This window comes from Paucibacter sp. Y2R2-4 (assembly GCF_025717535.1).
Lineage (GTDB): Bacteria > Pseudomonadota > Gammaproteobacteria > Burkholderiales > Burkholderiaceae_C > Paucibacter_A.
The window spans coordinates 236,917-253,752 of sequence record NZ_JAJIRO010000006.1; the positions used below are offsets into that span (position 1 = coordinate 236,917).

General features: G+C 62.7%; 14 protein-coding genes. 4 read left to right on the forward strand and 10 right to left on the reverse strand.

Annotated features, from left to right (window positions below; all coding sequences use genetic code 11):
- Nucleotides 1-41 precede the first annotated feature (41 nt).
- Genes LNV06_RS22035 through LNV06_RS22045 form a run of 3 tightly spaced genes read left to right on the forward strand, consistent with a single transcriptional unit; the run spans nucleotide 42 to nucleotide 5,826 of the window.
- Nucleotides 42-1,286, forward strand: a complete 1,245-nt coding sequence (locus LNV06_RS22035) for an efflux RND transporter periplasmic adaptor subunit (protein WP_263540461.1) — start codon at nucleotides 42-44, stop codon at nucleotides 1,284-1,286.
- Nucleotides 1,287-1,302: 16 nt separating this feature from the next.
- Nucleotides 1,303-4,431: an efflux RND transporter permease subunit gene (locus tag LNV06_RS22040; protein ID WP_263540462.1), complete on the forward strand. Its 3,129-nt coding sequence runs from the start codon at nucleotides 1,303-1,305 to the stop codon at nucleotides 4,429-4,431.
- Nucleotides 4,432-4,434: 3 nt separating this feature from the next.
- A complete protein-coding gene (locus LNV06_RS22045) occupies nucleotides 4,435-5,826 on the forward strand; it encodes an efflux transporter outer membrane subunit (RefSeq protein WP_263540463.1) in 1,392 nt (463 codons plus the stop codon).
- Nucleotides 5,827-6,231: 405 nt separating this feature from the next.
- Here LNV06_RS22045 and LNV06_RS22050 read toward each other — a convergent pair whose 3' ends face one another.
- Nucleotides 6,232-6,450, reverse strand: a complete 219-nt coding sequence (locus tag LNV06_RS22050; RefSeq protein WP_263540464.1) for a hypothetical protein — start codon at nucleotides 6,448-6,450, stop codon at nucleotides 6,232-6,234.
- Between the two features lie 406 nt (nucleotides 6,451-6,856).
- Nucleotides 6,857-7,063 carry a cold-shock protein gene (locus LNV06_RS22055; protein WP_058720877.1) on the reverse strand — a complete coding sequence of 69 codons (207 nt, stop codon included), beginning with the start codon at nucleotides 7,061-7,063 and terminating at the stop codon, nucleotides 6,857-6,859.
- A gap of 373 nt (nucleotides 7,064-7,436) precedes the next feature.
- Between LNV06_RS22055 and LNV06_RS22060 the strand changes: the two genes are divergently transcribed.
- On the forward strand, nucleotides 7,437-8,285 hold the full coding sequence (locus LNV06_RS22060) for an alpha/beta fold hydrolase (RefSeq protein ID WP_263540465.1): 849 nt from the start codon (nucleotides 7,437-7,439) through the stop codon (nucleotides 8,283-8,285).
- A gap of 40 nt (nucleotides 8,286-8,325) precedes the next feature.
- On the opposite strand, the gene LNV06_RS22065 is transcribed toward LNV06_RS22060, so the two are convergent.
- The 8 genes from LNV06_RS22065 to LNV06_RS22100 form a co-directional block, all read right to left on the reverse strand.
- On the reverse strand, nucleotides 8,326-8,634 hold the full coding sequence (locus tag LNV06_RS22065) for a PilZ domain-containing protein (RefSeq protein WP_318013551.1): 309 nt from the start codon (nucleotides 8,632-8,634) through the stop codon (nucleotides 8,326-8,328).
- 115 nt (nucleotides 8,635-8,749) lie between these two features.
- A complete protein-coding gene (locus LNV06_RS22070; protein ID WP_263540466.1) occupies nucleotides 8,750-9,205 on the reverse strand; it encodes a hypothetical protein in 456 nt (151 codons plus the stop codon).
- Nucleotides 9,206-9,314: 109 nt separating this feature from the next.
- Complete coding sequence (locus tag LNV06_RS22075) at nucleotides 9,315-9,992, reverse strand: GGDEF domain-containing protein (RefSeq protein WP_263540467.1); 678 nt, start codon at nucleotides 9,990-9,992, stop codon at nucleotides 9,315-9,317.
- A 79-nt stretch (nucleotides 9,993-10,071) separates the two neighbouring features.
- Nucleotides 10,072-11,511 carry a sensor histidine kinase gene (locus tag LNV06_RS22080; protein ID WP_263540468.1) on the reverse strand — a complete coding sequence of 480 codons (1,440 nt, stop codon included), beginning with the start codon at nucleotides 11,509-11,511 and terminating at the stop codon, nucleotides 10,072-10,074.
- Between the two features lies 1 nt (nucleotide 11,512).
- Nucleotides 11,513-12,877: a sigma-54-dependent transcriptional regulator gene (locus tag LNV06_RS22085; protein WP_263540469.1), complete on the reverse strand. Its 1,365-nt coding sequence runs from the start codon at nucleotides 12,875-12,877 to the stop codon at nucleotides 11,513-11,515.
- A gap of 18 nt (nucleotides 12,878-12,895) precedes the next feature.
- Nucleotides 12,896-14,116, reverse strand: a complete 1,221-nt coding sequence (locus LNV06_RS22090) for an ABC transporter permease (protein ID WP_263540470.1) — start codon at nucleotides 14,114-14,116, stop codon at nucleotides 12,896-12,898.
- Between the two features lie 33 nt (nucleotides 14,117-14,149).
- Nucleotides 14,150-15,460 carry an ABC transporter permease gene (locus LNV06_RS22095; RefSeq protein WP_263540471.1) on the reverse strand — a complete coding sequence of 437 codons (1,311 nt, stop codon included), beginning with the start codon at nucleotides 15,458-15,460 and terminating at the stop codon, nucleotides 14,150-14,152.
- Complete coding sequence (locus LNV06_RS22100) at nucleotides 15,457-16,836, reverse strand: TolC family outer membrane protein (RefSeq protein ID WP_263540472.1); 1,380 nt, start codon at nucleotides 16,834-16,836, stop codon at nucleotides 15,457-15,459. Before LNV06_RS22100 ends, LNV06_RS22095 begins: the two co-directional genes overlap by 4 nt.

The following is a 16,836-nucleotide window of genomic DNA, read 5'->3' on the forward strand; positions in this document are numbered from 1 at the left end:
CGAATGCTCATCAAGCCATGAAGAACCCCACTGCTTCTCCAATGAACTCACCCCGTCTGGGGACCGGTGCTCGTCTGCTGTACTGGACGCCCTTGGTCATCGCCATTGCCGCCAGCCTGACGGCTTGCGGTGGCGGTCAGTCGGCTGCCGCGCAAGGCCCGGGTGGCGGCATGCCTCCGCCACCGCAAGTGGGTGTGGTCCAAGCGCAAAGCCAGGCGGTCGCGCTGCAAACCGAATTGCCCGGCCGTGTGGAGGCCCAGCGTATGGCGCAGGTGCGTGCCCGCGTCAATGGCGTGGTCTTGAAGCGTCTGTTCACTGAGGGCAGCGAGGTCAAGGCTGGCCAGGCTTTGTTCCAAATCGACCCGGCGCCTTATCAAGCTTCTCTGGACAGCGCGCAAGCGTCCTTGGCCAAGGCGCAAGCCAATTTGGTTCAAGCGGCCGCCCAGGCCGAGCGCAACAAGCCCTTGTTTGAGGGCAAGGCGATTTCGCAGCAGGAATACCTGACTTCGGTGGCGGCCGCCAAGGCGGCCGAGGCCGATGTGGCCGCCGGCCGTGCGGCGGTGCAGAGTGCGCGACTGAATCTGGAATACGCCCATGTCAGCGCCCCCATCTCGGGCCGCATCGGTCGTGCTTTGGTGACGGAAGGCGCGCTGGTCAGTGCTGCTGAGGCCACGCAGCTGGCGCTGATTCAGCAAACCAGCTCGGTCTATATCAACTTCACCCAAAGCGCCAACGAGGTGCAGCAGCTGCGCCGCGCCTTGAGTACGGGCCAGCTGCGAAAGGCCAGTGGCAGCAATGGACAAGCCGCCGAGGTGCGCGTGGTGTTGGACGATGGCAGCGAGTTGGCCAAGCCCGGCAAGCTCTTGTTCACCGACCTGAGCGTGGACGCCGGTTCGGGCCAAGTGACCCTGCGCGCTGAAGTGCCGAATGCCGAAGGCCTGCTCTTGCCCGGCCAGTATGTGCGAGTCCGCCTGACGCAAGGCGAATTGCCGGCCGGCATCTTGTTGCCGCAGCAAGCCGTCAAGCGCGGCAGCCAAGGCGACACCGTGTTGGTGGTTGGCCCGGACAACAAGCCCTTGCCCCGCGTGGTCAAGGTCGGTCAGGCAGCGGGCAATCAATGGGTGGTCTTGGATGGCCTGAAGGTCGGCGAGCAAGTCATTGTTGACGGTTTCCAGAAGATGTTTGTGCCCGGCGCGCCGGTCACGCCGGTGCCTTGGTCGCCTGCCTCCGATGCTGCAGCAACGCCTGCAGCCCCGGCATCGGCCACCAGCGCCGCAGCGAAGTAAGGCGAGGGTTTAAGCAATGGCACGTTTTTTCATTGACCGACCGATTTTTGCCTGGGTGATCGCTTTGTTCATCCTGGTCTTCGGTGCGGTGGCGATCACCAAGCTGCCGATCGCGCAGTACCCGACCGTGGCTCCGCCGGCGCTGTCCATCAGCGTCGTCTACCCCGGTGCTTCCGCCAAGACCTTGGATGAGAGCGTGATCTCCGTCATCGAACAGGAGCTCAACGGCGCGCCCAAGCTGGCCTATTTGGAGTCCGTCAGCCAGGCCAATGGCACGGGCGCCATCACCGTCACATTTGAGCCGGGCACCAATCTGGAGCTGGCTCAAGTGGAGGTGCAAAACCGCCTGAGTCGCGCGTCGCCGCGTTTGCCGGCGGCCGTGACCCAGCAAGGGGTGCGCATCGACAAGGCGGGCAACAACTTCCTGCTCTTCGTCACCTTGTCCAGCAAGGAAGGCAAGCTCGACCCGGTGGCGCTGGGCGACTATGCGGCTCGCAACATCATTCCCGAGTTGCAGCGTCTGCCCGGCATTGGCCAGGCTCAGCTCTTCGGCACCGAGCGCGCCATGCGCATTTGGCTGGACCCAGCCAAGCTGCAGTCCTTCAACATCAGCACGGCCGAAGTCAATGCCGCCATCCGCGCTCAAAACGCCCTGGTGCCGGCCGGCTCGATTGGTGAGCTGCCGAATGTGTCGACCCAGACCATGGCCGCGACCGTCGTGGTCAAGGGCCAGTTGGAAAGCGCCGATCAGTTCCGCAATATCGTGTTGCGCGCCAATGCCGACGGCTCCAGCGTGCGCTTGAAAGACGTGGCGCGCGTTGAACTCGGCGGCCAAAGCTATGGCTCCTACTCGCGCCTGAACGGCAAGCCCAGCACCGGCATCGGCATTCAGCTGGCGCCGAGCGGCAATGCGCTGGCGGCCGCGACCGCCGTGAAGGATCGCATGGCCGAACTGCAGCGCTTCTTCCCGGAAGGCATCAATTACGAGATCCCTTACGACTCGTCCAAGTTCGTCAACATCTCCATCACCCAGGTGGTGCACACACTGGTGGAAGCGGTGGTGCTGGTGTTCTTGGTGATGTTCCTGTTCTTGCAGAACTGGCGCTACACCTTGATCCCGACCATCGTGGTGCCGATCGCGCTGCTGGGGACCTTTGCCATCATGCTGGGCCTGGGCTTCTCGATCAACGTCTTGACCCTGTTCGGCATGGTGCTGGCCATCGGTATCTTGGTGGACGACGCCATCGTGGTGGTGGAGAACGTCGAGCGCATCATGAACGAAGAGGGCCTGAGCCCGCTCGAAGCCACCCGCAAGGCGATGAGCCAGATCTCGGGCGCCATCATCGGTATCACCGTGGTGCTGGTGTCGGTGTTCGTGCCCATGGCCTTCTTTGCCGGCTCGGTCGGCAATATCTATCGCCAGTTCTCGCTGGCCATGGTGGCCTCCATGCTGCTGTCGGCGCTGATGGCATTGACCTTGACTCCGGCCTTGTGCGCGACCTTGCTCAAGCCAGTGGCAGCCGGCGAGGCGCATGCCAAGACCGGCTTCTTTGGCTGGTTCAACCGAGGCTTTTCGCGCACCGCCAAGGGTTATGAAGGCTGGGTGGCCAAGCTGCTCAAGCGCAGCGGCCGCATGTTGCTGGTCTACGGCGTGGTGATTGGCGCCGTGGGCCTGATGTACACCCGCATGCCGACCTCCTTCCTGCCCAATGAAGACCAGGGTTATCTGATCGTCAATGTGCAGCTGCCCCCGGGCGCGACGCTGAATCGCACCCAGGCTGCGGTGAAGCAGGTGGAAGACTTCATGCTGAAGCAACCCGAGGTGCAGTCCACGGTGGGTGTGCTGGGCTTCTCTTTTTCGGGCCAAGGCCAGAACGCCGCGCTGGTGTTCGTGCCTTTGAAGCCTTGGGAGGAGCGCAAGGGCCCACAACACAGTGCGCAAGCGTTGGCCGGTCGTGCCTTTGGTGTCTTCATGGGCGTGCGGGATGCCTTCATCTACCCGCTCTCGCCCCCGCCGATTCCTGAGTTGGGCACCGCCACCGGCTTTGCCCTGCGTTTGCAAGACCGCGGCGGCCTCGGTCACGAGGCGCTGCTGAATGCCCGCAATCAGCTGATGGGCATGGCCAGCAAGAGCAAGGTCATCACCGGCATGCGCCCTGATGGCTTGGAAGACGCGCCGCAATTGCAGGTCGATATCGACCGCGACAAGGCCAACGCCCTGGGCGTCAGCTATGAGGCGATTGCCAATGTGATCGGCACCCAGCTGGGCTCAGCCTATATCAATGACTTCCCGAATGCAGGTCGCCTGCAACGGGTGGTGGTGCAGGCCGATGCGGCTGCACGTATGCAGCCGGAAGATCTGCTGAAGTTGAACGTCAGCAATGCCAAGGGTCAGAGCGTGCCTTTGTCGGCTTTTGCCTCCACGCACTGGATCACCGGCCAAATGCAGGCCGTGCGCTACAACGGCTACCCGGCCATGCGTTTGGCGGGCGATGCGGTACCGGGCGCCTCCACGGGTGCGGCCATGGCCGAGCTGGAGCAAATGGTCAAGCAATTGCCGGCAGGCATTGGCTATGAATGGACCGGCATGTCGCGGGAGGAAAAGCTCTCCGGCTCGCAAGCCACCATCCTCTTGGCCTTCTCGCTCTTGGCGGTGTTCCTCTGCTTGGCGGCGCTGTATGAGAGCTGGAGCATTCCGCTCTCGGTCTTGTTGGTGGTGCCTTTGGGGCTCTTGGGCGCATTGGCCGGGGCGACGCTGCAAGGCATGCCCAACGACGTGTTCTTCAAGGTCGGCTTGATCACCATCATTGGCCTCTCTGCCAAGAACGCGATTCTGATCATTGAGTTCGCGAAGGACTTGCAAGCCGAAGGCAAGGGCTTGGTGGAGGCGATTCTGGAGGCCTGCCACCTGCGCTTCCGCCCCATCATCATGACCTCGATGGCCTTCATCCTGGGCGTGATGCCGCTGGTCTTTGCCAGTGGCGCGGGCTCGGCCAGCCAGCGCGCCATCGGTACCGGCGTGATGTCCGGCATGATTTCGGCCACCGTTTTGGCGGTCTTGTTTGTGCCGGTGTTCTTCCTGGTCGTGCGTCGCATCTTCAAGGGCAAGGCTGCCCCGGTGACGAACCCGGCTGCGCAGGAGTAAACCATGATGACAAGAACAAGCATGAGCAAGAACCTGATTGCCGCCGCGGCGGCCCTGATGCTGAGCGCTTGCGCCTCGCTGGCCCCTGAGCACCAAAGGCCGGCGCCCGCGCTGGCCGAACAGTGGTCGGCCCCGGCGGGCTCGGCGCAGGGCGTGGCCGCCAGCGATCTGGCCTGGCAGAGCTTTTATGCCGGCGATGCGCGCTTGCAGGCGTTGATTCAGCTGGCGCTGGACAACAACCGCGATCTGCGCGTGGCCTTGTTGAACGTGGAGCAAGCGCGTGCCTTGGCGGGCGTGGCCGAGGCCAATCGCTGGCCTACGGTCGGCGCCGGCGTGAACGCCAGCCGCCAGCCCGATGGCAAGGGTGGCAACCAGAACAGCTACCAAGCCGGCCTGCAAATCAGTGCCTATGAGTTGGATCTGTTCGGCAAGGTCAAGAGCCAAAGCGATGCCGCCACGGCCCGCTATCTGGCCAGTGCCGAAGGCAGCCGCGCGGCGCAGATCAGCTTGATCGCCGGCGTGGCCTCGGCGCACTTTGCTTTGCAGGCTGACGAAGAATTGCTGGCCCTGGCGGCGCAAACCGCCAAGGCGCGTGAAGACAGCCTGCGCTTGACCCGCTTGCGCTTCGATGCAGGTGCCAGCTCTTCACTCGAGCTGAATTCGGCAGACTCCGCGGCCGCAGCGGCTCAGGCCAGCCTGGCACAAGCCAAGCGTCAGCGTGAGCTCAGCGAGAACGCCCTGGTGCTCTTGATTGCTCAACCTTTGCCCAAGGACTTGCCCAAGGCGCAAAGCTTAGCGCTGCAACGCACGCTGGAGTTGCCGGCTGGCTTGCCTTCCGAAGTCTTGGTCAAGCGTCCCGACGTGTTGCAAGCGGAACAATTGCTGATCGCGGCCAACGCCAATATCGGAGCAGCCCGCGCGGCCTTCTTCCCGTCCATCAGTTTGACAACGAGTTTGGGTACGGCCAGCAGCGAACTTTCGCAGCTGTTCACCAATACGGTGTGGAGTGTGGCGGGGCAGGCTTTGATGCCCATCTTTGACGCCGGTCGCAACCAAGCCAATTTGCAAGCCAGCAAGGCTGCGCAAGGCATTGCGGTCGCGCAGTACGAGAAGACGGTGCAAACCGCCTTCCGCGAAGTGGCCGATGCTTTGGCCGGTAAGGCGACTTTTAGCGATCAACTGCAAGCGCAGACCGCCCAGGCTCGCGCCGAGGCTGAGCGCCTGAAGTTGGTGGAGTTGCGTTTCGCCAATGGCGCGTCCAACAGCCTGGAACTGCTAGACGCACAGCGTGCGAGTTATGCTGCCCAGCAGGCCGTGTTGCAGGTGCGCTTGGGTCAGCTGCAGAACCATGTGCAGCTCTACAAAGCCTTGGGTGGAGGCTTGGCCAAGAGCTGAGGCTGAGAGTTCCACGCAATTCAGGGCACCGGTGTCGAGAGACTCGGCGCCTTTTTTCATTGCGATTTGATGGGCGCGACACATGGTTTGGCGGTGATCAGGCCACTTGGGGGCTCTGCGCCGCTCCTGTCCCCCGCACTGGGCTTGTGCCCAGTGCTCCTCCTTTACCTCGCGTCACAGAGCCCCCAAGCGCCCTGATCCTGGACGTCTGCGCTACTTCGAAGAGCGCGAGCACTGATCGAACTGCCGGGTGGCGTCGGGGGTGTGATTTCGCGAGGTAAAGGAGGAGCCGGAGCCTGGAAGGCGACGGCGGGGGACAGGAGCGAAATTGCGCCCCCAGCACCACTCGGCACCTGCCGTGCTGTGAATGTTTGCTCTATGGCCTGTCGTTTATGGAGCGCAGCTTCAGTGCGAGCGCACCCAAGCCAAGCCCTCTGCGGTGGCGTAGCGAATCGCAGCCCGTTGGCTGATGAAGCGCGGTGTGAAGCGCATGACCCGGTCATGGCTGGCCATGCCGCGGCCAGAGCGGATAGAAACGGACGCGGCGTAGCTGCCATCGTCCTGCGGTTTGATCATGGGTGAGACAAGATATTTGCCCACCTCAATGCTTTTTGTAGTTTGCATTTTTTCAAAGAGGTGTGCGTCTTGACGCAGCGTTAGCAGTCCAGACGCGAATGGAGAAGGGCTTGTGCTGCCGCGAATCTTGGCGCTTTGCTGACGGGCAAAGCGGTAGTGACGCAGTGGATCGAGAGTCTTCTGGGCCTCTATCGATCGCGGGGCAGGGCTTGGGTGCCCGGCTTGGCTTCGGGATGATGCGCGGCCGTGGCGGGCCGTCCCGGCTTGCCTGGGTGAGGCAAGGCATTTGCAGTGTGCTGGGTCAATCGATCGGCGTGTTGCGCGCGATGAATTGCCTGGCGATGTTTTTTATTCTTCTTTGGCCGACGCTCACGCGTCTAGCAAAAACAATGGGTTGACACTTGCGCGTCAACCCATCGGTTGGCAGCGCCACAAGGGCGCCGCCCGAGCTCAATTACAGAGCGCGGATGTTCGAAGCTTGCAGACCCTTAGGGCCTTGCTTGACTTCGAATTCAACCTTTTGGTTTTCGGCCAAAGTGCGGAAGCCGCCGTTATTGCGGATTTCGCTGTGGTGAGCGAACAGGTCCTTGGAGCCGTCTTCAGGCGTGATGAAGCCGAAGCCCTTGCCGTCGTCGAACCATTTCACGGTGCCAGTTTGCATTGTTGTCATGATGTGTTCCTTTGGAAACAATTAAAAAAACACTCCGCGACGCGCACACAGGCGCGGCTCTGCGGAGACAGAAACACTCAAGAACAGTCAAACGGGGAGTTGAAACTGAAGCGAGCCCAAGTGCGCATTGAAGCGAACTGTTGCGGTCGGGTGCGATATTGACATCGAACCAGCCGCGGGGGCTGCAGATTGAAGACCTTGAAGAAACGGTCTTGTGCGTATCTATGCGGCTAATGTAACACAGAAGCGGAGCGTCTGTGCGGTTTCGATGTGCCAAAGCAAAGGGCGGTCCTTGTTCTGCGGCAGAAAGGAGTGCTAGCCACTGCGGAGATACTGAAGGTCATTCAAAAAAAGGGGCTCTCCAATGAAGATCGATATCGGTGGCGGCGTGCGTTTGTTTGTCGATGTAGAAGGCCCGGGCCTGGTGCCCGATGGGGCCGGCATGCGCGAGAAGCCAACCCTGATCTGCATGCACGGCGGCCCTGGTTTTGACCACAGTGCGTTCAAACCGGGCTTTTCGGTGCTGGCCGATATTGCGCAAATCGTCTACTACGATCATCGCGGCCATGGTCGCAGTGATGCGAGGCCTTCGTCCGAGTGGAACCTCGACACCTGGGCTGATGATGTGGTGCGCCTGTGTGACGCGCTGGGTATCAGCAAGCCCATCGTGCTCGGCCAGTCATTTGGTGGCTTTGTGGCGCAGCGTTATATCGAGCGGCATCCCGAGCATGCGGCCAAGGTGATTCTGTCCAGCACTTCGCCGCATATGGCGATGGAGCGAAAACTGGCTATGTTTGAGAAGCGCGGCGGGCCTGAGGCACGTGAAGCTGCCTTGCGTTTTTGGTCCGACCCGACGCCGGAACACTGGGCGGCGTACTGGACCTCTTGCCGACACCTCTACAACACCCGTCCGCCGCTCGATCCGCAGGCGGGTTCGCGCACCCTGATCCGCGAAGAGATCCTTTTGCACTTCGTGGCGGGCGAAAAGCAGGGTTTGAATTTGCTGCCGGGACTGGCGAGCGCTCAATGCCCGGTATTGGTGATGGCGGGAGAGGATGATCCGGTGTGCCCGCTGCAAGATGCGCAAGAAATGGCTGCGTCCTTGCCGGCGCAATGGGCCAAGCTGGTGAGCTTCCCCGGTGTGGGGCATGGTGCCTGGCGCGATGACCCGGAAGCCGCGTTTGCGGTGTTGCGCGAGTTCATCTTGGCCTGAGGCCTGTGTCGGCGGCATTCGCTGCCGCTGACCTTGCTCGTCAGCCGCTGATCAAGGCGGCGAGTTCGCGCTCCACCAAAGTGGCGTCGCCCAGATTCATTTCGATCAAGCGGCGCAGATGGGTGATGCTCTCGATGTCGATGCTGCGGCACAAAAAGCCAGCTTGTTCGCCTTGGACATGAGCCAACTCACCCGCCATGGCGATGATGGTGCTTTCATCGGCCAACTTGACCTTCAGCAGACAGGGCATGCCCAAGGCCAACTCGGAGGCGCCGGGCAGGCTCAGCAAGGCGCCTTTCAGCGACAGATCAAGCACTTGAGCATTCAAGTGCTCTTGGGTGGTGATCAGCTCGGCCGCGACTCCGAAGGCAACGCGGGCAAACTGGCGGCGTTCTGTATTGATGGCAAGCTCCTGATGCTCGAGTTTTGATGCTAGCAGAGCGCGTCGGGGCTGTCAGGCCTTGTTAGACCACATTCCCGGCGTATATCGTGCTTTGATCGACCGCCTTTTGCAGTCGCACCGGCACCACCGCCTCCAGCCCCATGGACTCCAGTGTGTACCAAGCGGCTCGCAGATAGGCCGCTGTGGCCTCACGAATTTCATTGCTGCAATGCGAGGCGGCGCTGGGGTGGACTTGCATGCTGGGCAGCTGGCCCTTGTGTCGCTGGCTCGGGTTGCGGCTTTCCACGGTGGGGGCCTTGTAACGCAGGGCGATGCGCGCCAGCAGGGTTTGAACTTCGTCGCTTTGTGCGTGATGCGGGCCCAGCAGGCGGGCCAGATCTCCCAGCACCTGCTCGGCGGCGGCGGCCAACAAGCGGGCGGCATAGTCGCTACCGCCAGCCAGGTAGTGGGCGGCCGCCAAGTCGGCGTATTCCAGGGCCATGGCCAGTTTGGGCAGATCGTGCTCTGTGCTGCTCATGTATGGATCGTTTGAATGCGAAAGCGTTTGCTTGTGTTTGGACGGGCCTGGACGGGCGCCAGTTTATGAGGCTGCCGTCGGTCTCAAGGCTTAGGCTTTGTGCAACAAATCACGCGGTGCCGCTGCGCAGGCAGTTGCCGCCGGATTGTTTGGCCGCAGCCAAACCACTTTCTGCACGCTCGATCAAGCGGCTGGGTTCGTCGATCGGGCCGCGCCAAGCGCTCAAGCCCATGCTCAGCGTGCCGGATTGATGCGCCGCCCAGGCCGCGCGCACCCGCTCGCAGACCTTGCGGGCCGAAGGCAAATCGACATCGGGCAAGGCCAGCAAGACGCCGCCACCGCGACCCAGCTGCGCCATCAAATCATCGGGGCGACATTGCAGTCGCAACAGTGCCGACAAGCTGGCCTGGGTTTGTTCTTGCGCAGACACAGTGCCGAGCGACTCGTTGGCCGCTGCGTCCACGCTCAAGGCGACCAGGCAAAAGCCACCGGCCAAGCGCTCAGGCTTTTGCAGCCACGCGCTCAAGTGATCTCGCAGCTGATCGCGGCTCAAGACCTCGGGTGCCAGCGACAAAAGACTCAGCTGATGAAAGCGCTGGTACTGCCGCAGGGCTGCGGCCGGATCGCCGGCTTGCTCGGAGGCGGCACTGAGGGCCTCATAGCAATGCGCGAGCTGGCCTTGCTGCTGTGCCGACAGATGCGGCAGCGCTTCGAGCTCGGCGATAGCCAGCTCTAAAGCCTCGCGGCCTTGCGGTGCAGAGGCATTGCTGTCGATTGAAGCGGTCATGTGGCCTTGCATGCCTGGGCAATGATTCAGTGGAGGGCAAAAGTGGGGGCGGCGGAATGCCAGCCCAAAGAATATCGCTTTACGGTCTGGTCAGGGGCGGGCTGTCGCTGGCCATGCTGGGGCCGGCCGGCAGCATCAAGCTGACCCTCAGTCCACCGCCCTCCCGATTGGCCAAGGCAATGCGCCCGCCATGCGCCTCGGAGATCTCACGAGCCAGGGCCAGGCCCAGTCCGGTGCCACCGCCTTCGCTGCTGCGCTTGGTCGAGTAAAAGGGCAGCAGGGCCTGGGCCAAGACGGTGTCGCTCATGCCCGGGCCACGGTCGGCCACCGTCATATGGAGTTCTGAACCTTGCTGCATCAGGCTGAGGCTGACTTCCTCGGCGGGGCCGCCGGCCTCATGCGCGTTCTTGATCAAATTGATCAGCGCTTGCTCAATCTGCGCTGCATCAAAAAAGCCCGCTTGCTCGGGCGCCTGGCCCCGCAGCTGAAAGGGGCTGTGTGCCGCGAGATTGGCCAAGAACTCCGGCCAATTCACCAGGCCGCACTGCGGTTGCGGCAGCTTTGCGAAACGGGCGTAGCCGGACAAGAAACTGTGCAAATGCTTGGCGCGACCGCCAATGCTTTGGAATACCCCTTCCAGACGTTCAATCTGACCTCTCCGAGCCAGTTCTGCGCCGCTGTGCGCCAGCGAGGAAATCGGCGCCAAGGAGTTGTTCAGCTCATGGCTGATGACGCGAATCACGCGCTTCCAGCTTGCCACTTCCTGGCGCGACAACTCACGCGTCATGCGCCGCAAGAGCAGCAGCCGATGCGGCTGGCCCTGCAACATCAAGGCGCGTTGCGAGCAATGGAAGTGCTCTTCCTGCCCCACTTCGGTGATGGAGACCAATTGATCTTGTCCGCTCTGCAAGGCCTCGCGCAGCACGGTGGGCGCTGTGGTCAGGATCTGCTTCAACTCAGCCCCACTCAGGCTGCGCCCCTCCGCCAGTAACTGGCGGGCCGCCAAATTGGCATAGGCCACCAGGCCGTCGCTGCCACACAAAAGCATGGCCACCGGCGTGTTTTGCACCACGCTGTCCAGCAGCAGCTCTCGCTGTGCCAGATGTTGGCGTTGCTCGCGCAGGGCAAGGCCCAACTCATTGTGCAAGCGCAGCAAGTCGCCCAGCTCACCGTAACGTTGAGAACCCTCGGCGGCGAGCGAGAGGCTGAAGTCTCCATCGCGGTAGCTCAAGACCGAGCCTTGCAGGGCACGAAGCAATTTGTGCAGTGGCGCCAGCATCAGCTGAGAGAGCAGCAGCACGAAGGGCAGAAGTAACAAGAGGCTCCAGCCCAGCGCCGTGACGCTCCAGGCTTGAGGTATCAAGTCCGGGCGTCCCAATCCCGTCAAGAGAGCTGGCAGCGGCCAGACCACCAGGGCCGCATGCATCAGGCCTCCTGCCAAAGCAGCCAAGAGCAGCAGCAGGCTCAGGCGCAGCTGCAAGGACAATTTGAATCTGGGGCGCTGGCTTGGTGAACCCATCTCAAGCCGCAGTGTCAAGGCCGTAACGTTCCATTCGACGGTACAAAGCCTGACGCGATAAGCCTAAATCCTGGGCGGCCCGGCTGACCACGCCGCTGGCGTTCGCAAGCGCTTTGATGACGGCCTCTCGGCTGGGTTCATCCAAGTTGCGCGTATTGCTGGGCGGAAGCGCGCTGCTGCTCTCTAGGCCCAGATGGCTGGCCTGAATGGGGCCGCCTGCCGCCAGCAGGCCGGCGCGCGCCATCACGTTCTTCAATTCGCGCACATTGCCCGGCCAGCTGTGGCTGAGCAGCGCGGCGCGGGCTGCATCACTCAGGCTCGCGGGTTTGGCAGAGCCAGAAGCAGCCAAGAAATGCTCGGCCAGCGGCAAGATGTCCTCACGGCGCTGCGCCAGCGCAGCCAAGCGCAGCTCAAACACATTCAGTCGGTAGTACAAGTCCTCGCGGAAACTGCCGGCCGCCACCATGGCTTTCAAGTCGGCATTGGTGGCGCTGATGATGCGCACCTCGGCTTCGCGGGTGCGGCTGGAGCCGAGCCGCTCGAAGCGGCCGGTTTCCAAGACGCGCAGCAACTTGACTTGGCCGGCCAAAGGCAGGGTGCCGATCTCGTCGAGGAAGAGGGTGCCACCATCGGCCGCTTCAAAGCGCCCCTCGCGTGCTTTGTGCGCGCCGGTGAAGGCGCCGCTGTCGGCCCCGAACAACTCGGCTTCAATCAAGTCCGCCGGCAAGGCGCCGCAGTTCAGCGCCACAAACGGACCCTTGCGGCGCGTGGAGTTGGCGTGCAGCAAGGCCGCCAGCCGCTCTTTGCCGCAGCCGTTCGGACCGCTCACCAAGACCGGCAAGTCGGTGCGAGCCACTTGGGCCGCTAACTCCAAAGTTGATTGCATGGCCTCGGAGGCAAACACCAAGCCCTGCAGATCAAAGTTGCTTTGCAAAGCTTGGCGGCGGTCCTGGCGCTCTTGGTGGTGGCGGCGTAGCTGAGCTGCCGACTCGGACAGCTCCAACAGGTTCTCCACGGTCAGCACCAGCTTGGCATCGTCCCAAGGCTTGGCCAGGTAGTCTGCCGCGCCGGCCTTGACCAGTTCAACCGCTGCCTCCAACCGGGTCCAGGCGGTCAGCAGGATCACCGGCAGATCGCTGTGGCGCGCGCGAATCGCCTTGAACAGCGCCGCGCCCTCGGCGCCGGAGGTGGTGTCGGCGCTGAAGTTCATGTCCTGGATCACCAGGTCGACGTTGCCGCGCGCCAGCAGGGCCAAGCCTTGCTCGGGCGTGGCGGCGTAGAGCGGCTCGATGTCATGCAGTGACAGCAGCAGCGAGAGGGCCTCGCCGACGCCGGGGTTGTCATCAATGATCAGAACAGTGCGCATGGGGCGGCAGCATAGCAATCAAGCGCCGCGCAGGGCCGCCACCGGCGGCAAAGCGGCGGCACGCCGCGCCGGAGCCAACACGGCCAGTTGGCCCAAGCCCCACAAAATGAGTGCTCCCAGCGGCAGGAAGGCCAGCGGCAGCGGCGGCATGGCGTACTGCTTCATCAGGGCCACGCTGATGCCATAGGCCGCGCCCATGCCGAGCACGATGCCGACCGTCGAGAGGATGAAGTTCTCGGTCTGGAAGTAGCGCAAGATCTGACCCCGAGTGGCGCCCAGCGCGCGGCGAGTCCCAATCATGCGGGTGCGCTGCTGCACCCAGAAGCTGGCCAGGCCGACGATGCCAAAAGCGGTCACCACCAGCAGCGCCAGGCAGACGCCGGCCAGCAGATGGATCATGCTGCGGTCTTGGCGGTAGTAGCGGTCGCGCATATCGGACATCAGGCGGTTTTCAACCACGATGCGATTGGGTCCGTTCTTGCTCAGTGCGGCGGCGGCAGCTTTCGAGACCTCGTCGCGTTTGGCGGGATCGGTGCGCAGCAGGTAGTAGCCGTTGCGGAAGCTGGCGCGAATCGGCAGCACCATGTTGTAGCGCAGTGATTCATCCTTACCACCCGGCTGAGACGAGGCCAAAGTTTCCAAGATGCCAATGACGCGAACCGGTTTGTCGCCAAAGCCATAGACCACATTGCCCAAGGCATCGCCCTTGGGGAACATTTTCTGGGCCATCTCGCGGTTGAGAATGATGGCAGGCACCACCGGCGTCTGCGCAGTCTCGAAGTCGTTTTGGTTTTGGTACTCGTCCGCTTCGAAGTCGCGGCCGGCAATCAGACGCAGTCCGGTGGTTTTGAGCCAGCCTTCGCTGGCCAGATAGGTGGATGCCACCACCGACTCGCTGTCTTCCTTCTCTTGCGTGCGCATGCCGCTCATCGTCATGTGGTCGCTGAAGGGGAACTGGTTCAGGAACGAAGCTTCCTTGACCTGGGGCAGGGCGCGCAGCACCTGCAGGTCGGAGTGGGTCAGGGCGTGAGGGTTCTCAATCGGGCCAATCCCGCCGAGATTGAGGGCGATGATTTCTTGGTCGGCCAGACCCGAGGGCTCATTGATCTTCTCGATGCGTTGCAGGATCAAGAACAGCGCGTTGCAGACGATGGCACAAGTCAAGGCGATTTGAAGCACGATCAAGCCTGAGGCGGTTTTGTGGCGCTTCAAGGTGGCGAGGATGGGCAAGATGTCCATGATGGGGCGGGCCTTATTCGATTCCAGAGGGCTTTACTGCGACTTCAGTTGCAGCGCGGGGGTGACTTGGCAGGCGCGCCATGCGGGCAAGATGCCGGCAATCAAGCTCGCGACCAGGGCCAGGCCCAAGGTGCTGAGCAGCATCAGGCTGTCCATCTGGATCAGCGAGCCATAGTTGCTGGCGCCCACGCGCACTGCCTGCACACCCAGCCAGGTCAGACCCAGGCCCAACAAGCCACCCAGCAAGCCAAGGCTGCCAGCCTCGACGAGAAACTGCGCAAAGATCTGGCGGCGCGGTGCACCCAAGGCGCGGCGCACGCCGATCTCGCCCGAGCGTCGCAGCGCCTTCGCCAATTGCAAGCCGACGGTATTGGTCAAGCAAACGGCCAGGAAGCCGAAGGCCAGCCACAGCTGCAAACCAATGTCCTCGGGCACCACCTGCTGCTGCTTGAGCCAAGTCATCACATCACGCATTCGCACATTGCTGGGCCGCTCGAAACGGCCGCTGCTGCGCTGCTGCTCTGAGTACTGGTTCAGATAGGCGCGGTAGTTGCGGGCTTTTTCAGGACTGTCGACTTGAGCCCAGTATTGAATCCATGAGCAAGGGGCATTGAGGGCTCGCGCATCGCCGCCGGCCGGGTCTCCCCAACATTGGAAATTGCCGGAGATTCCAAAGCGCAGCACCATCGCGGTGCTGAAGGGGATGTAGATGTCGTCGATCCTGGAGAAGGCACCATTGGTCAGATCGAAATAACGGGGCACGACGCGCCAGTCGTTCATCACGCCGACGATGGTGATGTCTTTGTCCCGCACCCGCAGCGTCTTGCCACGGCTGTCGATGCCACCGAACAAGCGCTCATTCAGAGACTTGGAGATCACCGCGACACGGGCTTCGCTCTTGTCGTCTTCCGCGGTCCAGCCCTTACCGTAGAGAAAAGGCACTTCAAACATCGGGAAGAAGTCCGCCGAGGTGTTGCGCGAGAGGGCAATAAAGGGCTGCTGACCCGCCTGCGGCGGTGTGATGGGCACATTGCCGCCCGACATCATGACCTGTTTGTCTGCGCGAGCCTCGCGCAGCAAGTTCTCGGCATCAAAGCGGGTCAGCTGCAAATTGGGCTCATTGCCCGGCTTGTAGCCGCGCATGGGGCTGGCATCAAGTTGGATGTTGAAGAGCTGTCTGCTTTTGCTGGGAATGGGGTCTCCCGACAGCACATGGAAGACCGTCAAAGTCGTCATGCAGGCGGCCACGCCCATGGCGATGGTCAGCAGCATCAAGGCGGTCAGGCCTCGGGATGACTTGAAGCTGCGCAGCGCCAAATCAAAGTAATAGCTCAACATCATCATGATGAAGCTCCAGGGGCTTGTTGCGTGTCTGTTGGGTCTTGCTTGGGCTTGTCCGGCCGCAGCCATTGATTGGCTGCGGCCAACTCGGTCTCATCCAAGGCGCCGGCCGCTTGGCTCAAGAGCAGCTTGGCCAGCACATGGCGGTGGCGGGCTTGCTCATAGGCGTTTTGTGCCGAGGCCTGGGTCTGGATGGCCAGCAGCAGATCGGTCATGCTGCGCGTGCCCAGGGCCTGGCCGGCGCGGGTGGAGGCCAAGGCTTGGTCGGCGGCCTGCACGGCCATGCGGCCAGTCTCCATCTGCGCCAAGGTGGAGAGCACGGCTTGGAATTTCGCCTGCGTCTCGCGGATCAGGGCGCGCTTGGCGCTTTCTTGCTCGCTTTGGATGGCATCGCGCCGGTAGCTGGCCTGACGAACTTGGGAGGCGGTGGCGCCACCGGCGAAAAGTGGAATCGTCAGCTGCACGCCGAGGGTGTTGACGGTGCGCCCGCTTAAGTTCGGCGTCACGCCGGAGCCGCTTTGGCGATCGCTGTCCAAACCGAGGCTGAGCTTGGGCAGATGGCTGGCGCGCGCCGCTTCGATGCGTCGCTCGCTGGCGCTCAGTTCAGCGGCGCTGGCCTTGAGCGTGGGGTTGCTGCTGAGCGCGCGCTCCACCCAGGCCTGTGGTTCTTGCGGTTGCGGCGGCAGAGCCGGCAGCTCGCTCGCCAGCGTGGCCAGGGCGCCCGGCTCTTGGCCGATGATTTGCGCCAGCGCTTGCTGGGCATCGGCAAAGTCTTGCTGAGCTTGCACCAGCTGGCCGCGCACCAATTGATGAAAGCTGCGTGCTTGGTCGACGTCGACTTGGGCGGACAGTCCGGCTGCGAAGCGAGCCTGCGCCTGCTGAACTTGATCGGCAAAGGCACGTTCATTGGCCTGCGTGGTGCTGACGCCGGCGCGTGCCAGCAGCACGCCGAAATAGGCCCTGGCGACGCGCGCGCAGAGCTCTTGTTCGGCGGCGCGCAGACGTGCTTCATCGGCCGACAGGCGCTCGTTCTCGGCCTGCAGCGTGCGCCACTGCGCCACGTCGACCAGGCTTTGGCTCAGTCGGCTGCCGAGCAAGCGGCTCTCCACATGGCCCGGAAGACCTGAGGTCTCGGCGTGGTTTTGCTCCACTTGCAGACGCCATTGCGGCAGCATTGCAGCGCGGGCTTGCTCGGTGGATTCTTGCTGGATGCCGCGCTGGGCCTGGGCCGAGGCCAAGAGCGGATCGGCCGCGCGCGCCTGGGCGTAGATGCTGAGCAGATCGCTTCCGCCTGCTTGTGCTTGTACTTGCGCCTGCGCCTGCTGGCAGCTCCAGGCGGCGAGCACCAGCAGAAGCCCTTGTTTGAGGGTCTTGTTCAT